At 62.8% G+C, this 12914-nt stretch carries 10 protein-coding genes and 1 pseudogene; 2 read left to right on the top strand and 9 right to left on the bottom strand.

All coding sequences use genetic code 11. The features are described from left to right. Window positions 1-90 precede the first annotated feature (90 nt). The 6 genes from htpG to QF629_00790 form a co-directional block, all read right to left on the bottom strand. The gene (htpG, locus tag QF629_00815) at window positions 91-1974 is read right to left on the bottom strand and encodes a molecular chaperone HtpG (protein ID MDP6012079.1); all 1884 of its coding nucleotides are present in this window, start codon (window positions 1972-1974) and stop codon (window positions 91-93) included. Between the two features lie 325 nt (window positions 1975-2299). Further along, window positions 2300-4084 (bottom strand): lipid A export permease/ATP-binding protein MsbA, encoded by a 1785-nt coding sequence (msbA, locus tag QF629_00810; GenBank protein MDP6012078.1) that lies wholly within the window; start codon window positions 4082-4084, stop codon window positions 2300-2302. Next, a complete protein-coding gene (locus QF629_00805) occupies window positions 4081-4866 on the bottom strand; it encodes a 3'(2'),5'-bisphosphate nucleotidase CysQ (GenBank protein MDP6012077.1) in 786 nt (261 codons plus the stop codon). Before QF629_00805 ends, msbA begins: the two co-directional genes overlap by 4 nt. After that, entirely contained in the window at window positions 4863-6203 is a 1341-nt protein-coding gene (locus QF629_00800; protein ID MDP6012076.1) for a TldD/PmbA family protein, read from the bottom strand. Before QF629_00800 ends, QF629_00805 begins: the two co-directional genes overlap by 4 nt. Window positions 6204-6264: 61 nt before the next feature. Next, window positions 6265-7248: a TraB/GumN family protein gene (locus QF629_00795; protein ID MDP6012075.1), complete on the bottom strand. Its 984-nt coding sequence runs from the start codon at window positions 7246-7248 to the stop codon at window positions 6265-6267. After that, a complete protein-coding gene (locus QF629_00790) occupies window positions 7239-8747 on the bottom strand; it encodes a UbiD family decarboxylase (GenBank protein MDP6012074.1) in 1509 nt (502 codons plus the stop codon). The genes QF629_00795 and QF629_00790 overlap by 10 nt, the downstream gene beginning before the upstream one ends. 136 nt (window positions 8748-8883) lie before the next feature. On the opposite strand from QF629_00790, the gene QF629_00785 reads away from it, so the two are divergent. Both QF629_00785 and phaZ read left to right on the top strand, forming a co-directional pair. Beyond that, window positions 8884-9420, top strand: a complete 537-nt coding sequence (locus QF629_00785; GenBank protein MDP6012073.1) for a GNAT family N-acetyltransferase — start codon at window positions 8884-8886, stop codon at window positions 9418-9420. Between the two features lie 66 nt (window positions 9421-9486). Further along, complete coding sequence (gene phaZ, locus QF629_00780) at window positions 9487-10713, top strand: polyhydroxyalkanoate depolymerase (protein ID MDP6012072.1); 1227 nt, start codon at window positions 9487-9489, stop codon at window positions 10711-10713. Here phaZ and QF629_00775 read toward each other — a convergent pair. From QF629_00775 to QF629_00765, 3 genes and pseudogenes are all read right to left on the bottom strand, one after another. Further along, a pseudogene (locus QF629_00775) lies at window positions 10691-11479 on the bottom strand (phytanoyl-CoA dioxygenase family protein). The gene phaZ and the pseudogene QF629_00775 overlap by 23 nt on opposite strands. An 8-nt stretch (window positions 11480-11487) precedes the next feature. Further along, window positions 11488-12252 carry a fumarylacetoacetate hydrolase family protein gene (locus QF629_00770; protein MDP6012071.1) on the bottom strand — a complete coding sequence of 255 codons (765 nt, stop codon included), beginning with the start codon at window positions 12250-12252 and terminating at the stop codon, window positions 11488-11490. Continuing rightward, complete coding sequence (locus QF629_00765) at window positions 12252-12686, bottom strand: DUF411 domain-containing protein (GenBank protein ID MDP6012070.1); 435 nt, start codon at window positions 12684-12686, stop codon at window positions 12252-12254. Before QF629_00765 ends, QF629_00770 begins: the two co-directional genes overlap by 1 nt. Window positions 12687-12914: the final 228 nt, after the last annotated feature.

The raw sequence follows: 12914 nt of genomic DNA, 5'->3' as shown, positions 1-12914 counted from the left end.
GCGAACTCGGGCCAAGCATTCTGCACATAGTCGGGATTGATCTCGAAGTGTACGGCGCCACAGTAGCAGCTGCAGTGATAGGTCTGCACGTTATGCCAGTCCACGCGCCATGGCGTCGGTCATGCGCTTGGCGAAGGCGGCGGGGTCCGGGAGCGGTTCACCTTCGATGATGCGGGCCTGGTCAAGCAGGAGTTGAGCAGCGTCGGCTAGCGCTGGGTCTGTTGGTGAGGCCTTGGCACGCGCTGCGAGCGATGTAATGAGCGGGTTCTGCGGGTTGATCTCCAGAATTTTCTGGGCCGCCTGGCCGAGCTGCTTGTGCTCGCGTAGCAGGCGCTCCAAGCGCATGTCCAGCGCGCCTTCGTCGGCGATCAGACAGACCGCGCTGTCGGTTAGTCGCTCGGAGGTGCGCACATCTTTTACGGCCTCGCCAAGCGCTTCGCGCAGCGCCACGACGAGTTCGCTCATGCCTTCTGCGAGCGGCGGCTTCTCCTCTGCCTTGACATCGCCGTCATCGCCCTTGACGGTAGACAGGTCGATGTCGCCGCGGGTAATCGACTTAAAGGGCTTGCCCTTGTAGTCAGGTACGGCGGTGACCCAGAACTCGTCAATGGGATCGCTCAGCAGGAGCACGTCGAGCCCGCGCGCGACGAAACCTTCGAGTTGCGGACTGTGGCGTAAGCCCTCCAGGTCCTCGCCTGTGATGTAATAGATGGCGTCCTGGCCGTCTTTCATGCACGCGACATAATCGGCGAACCCGACCAGGCCTTGGCTACGGGCGCCGGGCGCCCTAAATAAGCTGAGCAGCGTATCGCGCCAATCGCCGCCTTCGTACAGGCCTTCCTTGAGCACGGCGCCGAAGGCCTCCCAGAACTCGGCATAGGCCTCGGGCTCCTTCTCTGCCTTCTTTTCCAGGGTGGTCAGCACGCGCTTGGTAAGCGCTTTACCGATGCGCGCCAGCACGGGGCTGTGTTGCAGCATCTCGCGGCTGACATTGAGTGGCAGGTCCTCGCTGTCCACGATGCCACGCAGGAAACGCAGCCAAGCTGGCACCAGACCCTCGCATTCGTCGGTGATGAAGACCCGTTTGACGTAGAGCTTGACGCCATGCTTGCGCTCAGGATCGAATAGATTGAACGGCGGTGTCTTCGGCACGAACAGCAGGTTGGTGTATTCCAGTCTGCCCTCGGCGCGGTTATGCAGGGTTAGCCAGGGTTCGTCGAAGGCATGCGCCACGTGGTGATAGAACTCGGTGTACTGCTCTTGCGAGATCTCTTTCTTGGGCCGCATCCAGAGCGCGGAGGCGGTATTGACCGTCTCTGCCTCGCCATCGTCCTTGGTAAAGCAGATGGGAATAGCGATGTGGTCGGAATAAGTGGTGACGATGCTGCGCAGGCGGTCGGACTCGAGAAACTCGTTTTCGCCGCGGCGCAGATGCAGCTTCACGGTGGTGCCGCGCGCCTGCTCCGGAACGGCTTCTAGCGTAAAGGCATCACTGCCGTCCGAGATCCAGCGCCAGGTCTTGTTGCTGCCGGCGGCGCGGCTCGTCACCGTCACCCGATCGGCGACCATGAAGCTGCTGTAGAAGCCGACGCCGAACTGGCCGATCAGGCTCGTATCCTTGGCGCCCTCGCCGGTCATCTGCTCGACGAAGGCGGCGGTGCCAGAGCGCGCGATCGTCCCGAGATTAGCGATCAACTCGTCATGGCTCATGCCGATGCCATTATCGCTAACCGTGATAGTGCGCTTTTTGCGGTCGGCAGAGACAGTGATCGCGAGGGCGTCCTCGCCCAGCAGTTCTGGTGCCGTGATTGCGGCATAGCGCAAGCGGTCACAGGCGTCAGACGCGTTAGAGATCAACTCGCGCAGAAAAATCTCCTTGTGGGAGTACAGCGAATGCATCATGAGGCTGAGCAGCTGGCTCACCTCGGCCTGAAAACTGTGGGTTTCTGCGCCGTTTACGTCTGTGTTGCTCATTGTCCGCCTCATCGCTCGACCGCTATGCTCAGCCGATGATTTGTGTAATGTTTGGCCACGAGTCAAGACCCTCATGCTATTGCAGGCGTGAACGCACTACGCTCCCATCCTGGCACTAATCCAGAATTGTCGACTGTTCATACGGCCTCAAAATTCTTCGGTCCGAATCGTCGCCGGAAAGCCTTTCGGTCGGTGGCCCGGATCATCGCATTGAGCCGCCGACGAAAGCCGAGGGCGCGGCGCGTGCCTTTACACGGTTCCGAGTCAGGTGGCCCAACTTGTGCTGAGACGCCCGCAATGCGTCATCAGGATGAATTCGCTGCGCTTACCCCCCGCTCCCTGCCTCGTCGTGCCCCTGCATGTCATAGAGCCGCGCATAGAGTCCACCCTGCGCATACAGCGCGTCGTGGCGGCCTTGTTCCACCAATCGGCCGGCGTCGATGACGCAGATGAGGTCGGCGTCGCGGATGGTGGAGAGGCGGTGGGCGACGACGACGGTGGTGCGGCCCTGTTGCAGACGCTCCAGCGCGTCCTGCACCTGGCGTTCGGACTCCACATCAAGCGAGGCCGTGGCTTCGTCGAGCAGCAGGATCGGCGCGTTCTTGAGCATGGCGCGGGCGATGGCGATGCGCTGGCGCTGGCCACCGGAAAGCTTGACGCCGTGTTCGCCGACCACGGTGTCGTAGCCAGCGGGCAAGGCGCTGATGAAGTTGTGCGCGGCGGCGGCGCGCGCAGCCTCTTCGATCGCCGCGTCGGCGGCCACGCCGTTGGCGCCGTAGGCGATGTTGGCGCGAATTGTGTCGTTGAACAGCGTGATCTCCTGGCTGACTAGGGCGATAGCCCCTCGTAGGCTGGCGAACGTCACGCCTCGCACGTCCTGGCCGTCGATAGTCACGGTGCCGCCGTCGACATCGAAGAAGCGCGCGACGAGGTTGAGCAAAGTCGACTTACCGGCGCCTGAGGGCCCGACCAGCGCTATGGTCTGCCCGCCAGGTACTGTAAGCTCGATGTCATCGAGCACCGTTTTGTTTTCGCCGTAGGTAAAGCGCACGCCGTCGAAGTGCACGGCGCCGTCGCTCACCTTAAGCGGCACCGCATCCGCTGCCTCGGCGATATCGGCGCGCTTGTCGAGCACGGCGAAGACGCGTTGCGCTGCGCCGAGCCCTTCCTGCATCACGGTGTTAAGATTGGCGATACTCTTGAGTGGCCGGTAGGCGAGCAACAAAGCTGTAACGAAAGCGAAGAAGGCTCCTGGCTCCTGGGCGCCGGTCACCACTTGACCACCACCGTAGAAGATTACGAGCGCGATGGCGATGCCACCGAGCACCTCCATGATCGGCGAGGCCAGGGCGCGGGTGCGCGTGGCCTTCATGTAAAGCTTGAAGATGTGCTCGATGATGCCGCTTGCCCGCTCGCTCTCATAGGCCTCCATGCTATAGGCCTTGACATGGCGTGCGCCTTGGAAGGTTTCGCTGAGCAGAGAGGAGAACTCGCCAATCTCGGCCTGGGTATTGACCGCGACGCGGCGCATGCGCCGGCCGAGCTTGGCGATGGGCCAGTAGGCGACAGGAAAGACGAAGAAGACGATCAGCGCCAGCCGCCAGTCTTGATAGAACATCAAGGCGACGAGGCCGATGACGCTGAGCGCCTCCTTGACCAGGCCAGTAAGCGTCTGCGAGGTCGCTTGGCGCACCAAATTGGCGTCGTTGGTGAGGTTGGCAATCAGTCGCCCGGTCGGCGTGCGGTGGAAGAAGGCGAGGTCCAAGCGGATGACATGAGTGAAGACCTGGCGCTGCAAGTCCGCGACGATGCGCAAGCCGACCCAGTTCATCAAGACGGCCTGTCCAAAATTGGCCAGCCCGCCGACGGTCATTACGGCCATTACCGCGAGTGGCACCAGCACCAGCATGGTTTCGTCGCGGTCGACGAAGATACCGCCGACCACGGGCTCCATTAACCAGGCCAGCGCTGGCTGGGCTGCGGCGGCGACGATCATGCAGGCGATGGCCGTGCCGAGGCGCGCACGGTAGGGCAGCAGATACCCGCCCGCGAGACGCCGCACCAGCGGCCCCGTAGGTGCGGACGCGACAGCGTCGTCAGGTTCGGTCATCGCTTACCGAGCGCGGCCCGCAGCGCTGGGTATAGCGCTGCCCCGCCGGCCACTAGATTGGGATGACGCACCTCGTCGCGATTGTAGACCATCGCGTTGCCGTCAGCGTCGCTTATGACACCGCCGGCTTCCGTGATCAAGAGGTGCCCAGCGGCAATGTCCCAGTCGCTCTTGGGGCGTTTCGCGACAGTGCCGTCGAGCGTGCCGGCGGCGACCAGAGCGAGCTTGTAGGCAATGGCATCGACGACCTGGATTGCCGCCTCGCCGACTTGGTTCGACCACAACGCGCGTCGTTGCTCGTTGCGGCTCGAGCCGAGGGTGGCGTCGGCGAGGTTCGTCACTGTCGTGCAGTGTACGGTTTCGCGATTGCGCCGACAGCCGCTGCCGCGCACGGCGTCATAGAAATCGTCTGTCACGGGGTTGAGGATGGCTGCGGCCACTGGCGAGCCGGCCTCGACCAAGGCGACCGAGATGACCCATTCATGGTTGCCACCGATGAAGCCTTTGGTGCCGTCGATGGGGTCGATCACCCATGTGCGGGGCGCTGACTGGCGTGTGGAGTGCTCGGCACTTTCTTCCGATAACCAGCCGTAGTCGGGTCGCGGCCCGCAAAGTGCGGCGCGCAGGCTCGCATCGACCGCCATGTCGGCGTCGGTAACAGGATCGCCCGGAGCCTTCTCGCGTACCTCGAAGCCGGTTTCGAAATGGTGCATGGCAACCGGTCCGGCGGCGCGCACCGCCTGGCAAAGCAGGACGTGGTCGTCGGTGAGGGCGTGGCTCACAGGCCCGCCATGGTCATGCCGTCGATGCGCAAGGTCGGCGCATCCATGCCGTAACGGAAAACTAAATCATCGGCTGGCGTCAGGCGCGGAAACAGATTGAGCAAGTTGCCGGCCACCGTGAGTTCACTCACCGGGTAGGCAAGCTCGCCGTTCTCGATCCAGAAGCCTGCCGCTCCACGGCTATAGTCGCCGGTTGTGGTCTGAAAGCTCATACCCATCATCTCGGTGACATACAGCCCGCTGTCGATCTCGCCGATCAATGCTTCTGGCGTGACGCTTCCGGGCGACATTGACAGATTGCTCGGCGATGGCGCCGGCGGTCCGGATGGCCCGCGTGCGGCATGGCCAGTGGTTTGCAGGCCGAGCTGACGAGCGGAGCGCGAATCCAGCAGCCACGTGGTGAGCCGGCCGTCGTCGATCAGTGCGCGGCGCTGACCGGCAACGCCCTCGCCATCGAAGGGCCGCGAGGATAGCCCACGCGGACGCAGAGGATCGTCGATGATGCTGATACCGGGCGCGAAGACGGCTTCACCGAGCTTCTCCTGCAGGAAGCTGGTGCTACGGGTAATGGCGTTACCCGAAACCACCGCTGCTAGCAAGCGCAGGAAGCCGCCAGAGACGCGCGGGTCGAAGACTACCGGCACCTGTGCGCTTTTCTGCTTACGTGGATTGAGCCGTCTGACCGCGCGCTCCGCAGCCCGTCCACCGACCGTTGCCGGGGTCTCGAGGTCACTGCAATGACGGGCCGAGAGAAACTCGTAATCGCGCTCCATGCCGGTGCCGCTGCCGGCGACCACCGAGACCGAAACGCCGAATCGCGTGCCGCGATAGGTGCCGGCGAAGCCGTTTGAAGCGGCGAGCGCTACGCGACCTTCGCTCCAGCTTGCCTCTGCACCCTCGGAGTTGGTGATGCCTTTGGTACCACGCGCCGCATCCTCGGCCTCCTCGGCCCAGGCCAGCAAGTCGTCGGATGATGGCTCGCTGTCGTCGGAGAGGTCGAGATCGGGGATCTCGACCGCCAGGCGCTCGATGTCCGGCAGTCCGCAGTAGGGATCCTCGGGCACCGCCTTGGCCATCGCCAGCGCGCGCTCGACGATCTCCGCGATGGCGCCGGCCCTGAGATCGGTGGTTGAGACTACCGCCTGGCGCTTGCCAATCAGCACGCGTAGGCCGAGGTCGTTCGCCTCCGAGCGCTCCACGCCCTCGTTGCGGCCCATGCGCCAGGTCGCATCCTGAGAAGTGGAGCGCACGAGTATGACATCCGCCTCATCCGCACCGGCTGCTCTGGCGCGGTTGATGAGATCGGAGAGAAGATCGAGGTCGTTGCTGTCGTTCATGCTCGCCTATCGACCGTGATTCGTGCCCTTTATAAGCTGCGGCTGCGCCGTTGCCGAGAGCTCAGTCGTCCGTTTCGGTCGCGGGCGGCCGCGGAACTACGATATCGACTCGGCTCACCGTGAAGCCGCTGCTAGCGAGCAAATTGAGCAATCCCGTGCGTCCCGGCAAGTGCAGCGCACCAACGGCGACAAAGGTGTCGCCCGCGGGCAGTGTCTCGCTGAGACGCTCGGCGAAATGCCGGTTGCGGGCGTCTATCAAACGCCTCACCAGTCGCGTATTGAGCCCCGCGTCGCTGCCCGGGATTTGCTCGCGAGACAAGACGAGTATGCTGGCAAGGTCGCCCGCAAGATAGTGCTCGGTAACGGTCTCGAAATAGGCACCGACATGGGCATTGAGGCCGTCGGCGGCGGCTTCAGCGACGAGCTCGCGGACTAGCTGCGTCATGTCCTCCTCTGCCATGCCCGAAAAAATGGCGATCTGTTCATGCACGGTCTCCAGCACGGCGACGCGTATGTCCTGGGCCTGGGCGTGAAATTCCAGCACCTGGTCGAGGACCTGCGCAGGCCGGCCGCCGGCTTGCCCGCCATTGTTTTCCCGCGGCCGCGGCGCCGTCAGGAGCAAATAGGCTCCCCAGGGCTTAATGCCTTCGAGGATCGGCGGCGGAAGCCCGTGTCCCGCCAAGGCCTCGGCGACGGCTGTATAAGTTTTCGCGCCAAGGACATCCGGCAGTTTACGCCCGTCGGTTAGCAACATCGACTGGAACAAAGCCTGCGCCGCGTCAACCCCTTCCACGCCGGTGGTGCGCAGCTCCAGCACCAAGGTGTTAGCCTCTGTCAGTGCCCGCGTCACTCGCTCCGGAATCGCCAACACCCGCGGGTCAGAGCTGTGCATGGTGCCGAAGATATAACTCGCCGGCACCCCCTCCAGCTCCACCTTCCACAACAGTCCCTGGCCATTGACGACATCATCCGCGCGCGCGCCGGCTAGCGTGATGGAGGCGAAAAAGGTGGCGCAGAGGAGGCGCGTGATGAGTGTCATCGCCATATGGGTTTTCCACTGCCCCGCAGGCCGTAGTTGGGCCAGCGCTCGCTGACCCGCGCGACGATATCCTCGGCCATACGCAGCTTGCGGCCCCATTCACGGTCCGTTTCGGGCACTATCTTATTGGTAGCGTCGAAGCCCGCTTTGCCGCCCAAGCTGGAGGCTGGACTGGCAAAATCAAGGTAGTCGATGGGGGTGTCCTCGATCAGCGTGATGTCGCGTCCCGGATCCATGCGGGTTGCCATAGCCCACATCACATCCTTCCAGTCACGCGCATCGATGTCGTCGTCCACCACGATCACCAGCTTAGTATAGAGGAACTGCCGAAGATACGACCATACGGCCATCATGATGCGCTTGGCGTGGCCTGGATAGGCCTTGCGCATCGAGACCACAGCGATGCGGTAACTGCAACCTTCGGGCGGTAGCCAGAAATCTACGATCTCGGGAAACTGCTGTTGTAGCAGCGGAATGAACAGCTCGTTAAGCGCTTCGCCTAGCACGCTGGGCTCGTCAGGCGGCCGGCCCGTGAAGGTTGAGAGATATATCGGTTTGCGCCGCCGCGTGATGGCGCTGATGCGGAAGCGAGGAAACGGTTCGACCGCGTTGTAATAGCCGGTGTGGTCGCCGTAGGGACCTTCCTCGCCCATGTCGTTGAGGGCAACATGTCCCTCGAGCACAATCTCGGCCTCGGCCGGTACCGCCAGCGGGATAGTGCGGCAAGCGACAAGATCGCTGCGCTTGCCGCGTAACAGGCCGGCGAACTGGTATTCAGACAACGTGTCAGGTACGGGCGTGACGGCGGCGAGTAGGGTCGCCGGGTCGGCGCCGATTACCACGGCGACCGGCAAGGGCTCCTGCTTCTCTTCCTTCCAACGGGTGTGGTGCTGGGCACCGCCGCGATGGCGCAGCCAGCGCATCAGGGTGCGGTTGCGGCCTTCCACCTGCATGCGGTAGACGCCGAGGTTGGCGGCATCGCCTGGGTCGTCGCCGGGGCCTTGCGTCACCACGACCGGCCAGGTGATCAGCGGTGCAGGTTCGTCCGGCCAGCAGGTCTGGATGGGTAGTGCGCCGAGATCGATATCGTCGCCTTTGAGCATCACTTCCTGAACGGGGCCGTCGCGCACGGTGCGCGGGCGCATGGCCATAGCGGTTTTGACCAACGGCATCATTCCGACTGCATCGCGCCAGCCACCTGGTGGCTCGGGTTGGCGCAGGAAGGCCAGCGTCTCGCCGACCGCGCGCAACTCTTGGGGCTCGCGGCCCATTCCTAGGGCGACGCGGCGCACGGTGCCGAAGAGATTGGCGAGTACTGGTATATCGTACGGCGTGCCGTCGGCGCGTGTGGGAGATTCGAAAAGCACCGCCGGGCCGCCTTCGGCGAGTAGGCGGGTCTGGATCTCGGTCATCTCCAGCTTAGGCGAGACCGGCGCCGTTACGCGCTGTAACTCACCGGCCGCCTCCAAATAACTGATGAAGTCGCGCAGGCTTCGATAGGACATGGCGTCAGCCTAAGAGGTTTCGTGATTCCTGTCACATTTGCGTACGCCCAGGCATCGCAGTCGCACCGATTGCGCGCTATATTTATGGGGTGTTGCGGCACGAACTCACCAGGTGTGCGTGGAACAGTCTTACCACTTGCAAAAACCCCTGCATTACGCCGTCCGGCCTGGCCAGCGCGGCGATATCGCTGGTATCCAGGGAGTAGCGCGGGCCAGCTGGCATGGGGCCTACCATGAGATCTTCTCCAAGGACGCGATGGATTCTTTCCTGGCCAGCGTCTATAGCCGCGTGTCTTTGCATGCCAGCCTGGCAAACCGGCGCGCCACCTTCCTCGTGGCAGTGTTCAACGGGCGCGTGCTTGGCTTCTGCGAGTTCGGGGACCGCGGTGCTGGGCCTGAGTTGTTCCGCCTTTACATTCATCCCCGAGTCTGGGGCCGTGGCGTTGGCCGGCGCCTGTTGAGCCACGCCGAGATGCAGTTGGCGACCTGTGGCGGGCGGCACTATTTCGTCACCGTCCATAATGGCAACGAGCGCCGCAAGAGCTTTTTGTCAAGCAGGGCTTCGTCCATAATGTATCTCGGGATAGCGACGACGAATGTTACATGGGCAAGCTTCTGGCGACCGCCAAGACCTGATTCCAAGCTACTTTCTGTATATTGCGTCGCACAATAAAGCTGGACCTGCGCGCCTCGCGCAGCGCATACAGTGAGGCTGTGGTCCTAGCGTGGCGGAGAGAGCGTGCTCTACCATCTCTATGAAATGCAGCGTGCGGCCTTAGCGCCGGCGCGTTTCGCCGTGGATCAGACGCGGGCGCTGATCCGCCACCCCCTAAATCCCGTCGCCAACCTGCCTACAACACGCGCCCTGGCCGCCGGCTTCGAGCTTTTCGAGCACACCACGCGGCGCTACGGCAAGCCTCACTTCGATATCGCGAGCACGATGGTTGACGGCCGCGAGGTTGCGGTTGAAGAGGACGTCGTGCAGCGCACCGAGTTCTGCGAGCTGCGGCATTTTGCGCGCAATGGTGTTGCGCCCGGCAGGCATCCGCGGCTCTTGGTGGTGGCGCCCATGTCGGGCCATTTCGCCACCCTATTGCGCGGCACTGTGCGGGCTATGGCGCCGGACCATGAGGTCTATATCACTGATTGGATCGACGCCCGCGAGGTGCCGCTGGCGCGCGGCACCTTCGATCTTGATGATTATATCGACACCCTGATAGGCTTCCTTGAGTATCTCGGGCCGGGCACCCATGTGATGGCGGTGTGCCAGCCCTCGGTGCCGGTGCTGGCTGCGGTGTCGCTGATGGCGATGGACGATCATCCCTGCGCCCCGGCCTCGATGATCCTCATGGGCGGTCCGATCGACACCCGCGTTAATCCGACAAAGGTAAATACCTATGCCGAATCGGCGCCACTGGCCTGGTTTGAGCGCAATGTCATCATGCGTGTGCCCTGGCCTAACCGTGGTGCCATGCGCCGCGTCTATCCGGGCTTTCTGCAGCTAGCCGGCTTCATGAGCATGAACCTAGAGCGCCATATGGACGCCCACCACGATATCTTCTGCCACCTCGTCCAGGGCGACGGCGAGAGTGCTCAGGCCAAGCAGGCCTTCTACGAGGAATACCGCTCGGTCATGGATCTGACTGCCGAGTTCTATTTGCAGACCGTGGTGACGGTATTCCAGGAGCATGCCCTGCCAAAGGGCGAGATGGTCTCGCGTGGGCGTGCCATCGAACCGGCGGCGATCACCAAGACGGCGCTGATGACGGTCGAGGGTGAGCATGACGATATCTCGGGCGTCGGCCAGACCCGGGCAGCGCATAGCCTTTGCACCGGCCTGATGAAAACGCTCAGGCTGCATTACGAGCAGAAAGGCGTCGGCCATTACGGCATCTTCAACGGAGGGTGCTGGCGCGACGAGATAGCCCCTCGGGTGAAAGCCTTTATCGCCCAGCAGACGCGCTGACGGGAGTGTCCTCTACAGGCAACGGCGCCCAGTTCGTCGAGCGCACATAGTCCGGGCGCGGCTCGGCCACGTCGGATGGTCGGTTGGCACAGCGGTTGAAGCAGAAATAGGCCTGCCAGCGGTCGTTTGCTGACAGATTGTGCCCCGGGGCATGGAACAGGTTGCAGTGGAAAGCCACTGCGTCGCCTGCCTTGCCGGTGAGAGACACGGGCGTGGTCTCGGTCATGGCATCGCGGACCGAGTTCGGCGGCAGGGCCCAGAGCTTGTAGGGTGTCGATTCATCCCAGCGTGGCAACACCAGACCATTGCGGTGTCTTCCCGGCAGCATATGCAGGCAGCCAGAGAAGTCCGTCGCGTTGTCCAGCATGACCATCACCGTGACCAGATCAGGCGCGGCGATACCGTCGCGGCTCTACGAGCCGAAATCCTGGTGCCAGGGCCAGATTGTTCCTTCGATGGCGCCTTTCGTGTTGATCTTGGTGTGGTGCAGGTAAAGTGCCTCGTCGCCGAGCAGTTGTTGTGCCACACCGAGCACACGTGGCGAGCGTGCCAACGCACGGAACGGCACCGATGCCGTCGGCCCGTCGGCTTCGTGCATGCGGAACATGATCTTGGCTGTTTCCGCTGTGCCCTCGTGGAAGATGTCGGTACAGTCGCAGGCGGCAACACGTGCGATTTCGGTGCGCAATGTAGAAACTTCGTCGCGGTCCAGCAGCCCGGGCAGCCGAATAAAGCCGTCACGGTCATACTGGGCTTTTCTGTTCATGGGTTTCCCTATGCGAAGTCGATGCGGACGTCGCCAAGTTCGGCGAAGCTTGCTACGGCGCTGTCGGCCTGGGTTGCAAATACGGCCTGCTTGGCCGCGTTGCCGGTTGTGATTACCTCGCCGGCCGCCAGGCGATGGCCGCGCGAGGTGGCGGCATTGGCGAGCCAGACGAGCGCATTTAAGGGATCCTCAAGGGCATTGGCGCCGCAGCCTTCTGTAACGGTCTTGCCGTTTACGACGACCGATACGGCAATACCAGGCCGGTCGATGGCACGCCAATCACTCACCTCTTCGCCCATGACGAAGGCGGCATGGACCCCGTTGTCGACAACCGTTGGATGGATGCCGATGGGCCAGCCGCTCCCATAGCGGCAATCAACGATCTCGATCGCCGGAGCCAACGTGGCGACGGCATCCAATACCTCCGACGCGTCATAAGGTGCACTCTCCGGTCCCAGATCGTGGGCGAGGCGAAACGCAATTTCGGGTTCGACGATGGGCGCAAACAGCGGCGTCATGGCAAGCGTGGCCGGGCTGGTGAAGGTCGAATGGGCGAACATACGGCCATAGAACGGCTCGTCCGTGTTGGACATCTCCTGAGCCATGCGGCTGGTGCAGCCGATCTTCCAACCGATGCGCTTGTGGCCCATCGCAGCAACTAGCGCATCTTGGATGGCATAGGCTTCGTCGAGGCCAGAGAGTTCCGCAAAACTCGCCGCCGGCACATTGTCCCGGCGCACGGCGAGCAGGGCTTCGATAGCATCCCGGTGCATCAGTCTACCTGGTAGATAGCGATGCCATCCGCGTTGAAGCCGAGGGTGACGAAGGGCTCGGACTTCGGCCCCTCCATGCCGGGGGTGCCGATGGGCATGCCCGGCAATGCGATGCCGATCAGGTTGGGGCGCTCCTCCAGCAGCTGTGCCACCGTTGTTAGCGGCACATGGCCCTCCACTACATAGCCTTCGATAAGCACCGTATGGCAGGATTCGAGGTTTTCGGGCACGCCAAAATGGCGTTTCACTGCGGCCATGTCGTCGTGGTCATACAACGTGACAGCATAACCCGCCGCCTGCAGATGCGCCGCATAGCCCGTACAGCAGTCGCAATTGGGCCCCTTGTAGACCACTGCCTCAGGCTTGTTCTGGGCGAAAGCAGCCGATGCCTGAGCGGAAATCATGACCGCTACTAGGAAAGACAGCAGTCTCATAGCTGAAGCTCCTTTTAACTGAAGCATAGCAGACTCAGGCGATGCGGACGATACCGATCATGCGGCCCAGGCCTTGCCATGGCTAACAAGCTGCGGGCAATGTGGTGCGTGGGTCCACTAGCATGGCAAGCAGCGCGCCGAGTTCAGCCGGTGACATGCAAGCGGGGCACGAGAATTTGTGATGCGCCGGTTTATGCTCGGACACACAATTGGCACAAGCGAGCGCCT

This window comes from Alphaproteobacteria bacterium, assembly GCA_030739735.1.
Lineage (GTDB): Bacteria > Pseudomonadota > Alphaproteobacteria > UBA7887 > UBA7887 > UBA7887.
This window is presented reverse-complemented; position numbering and strand designations above follow the sequence as displayed.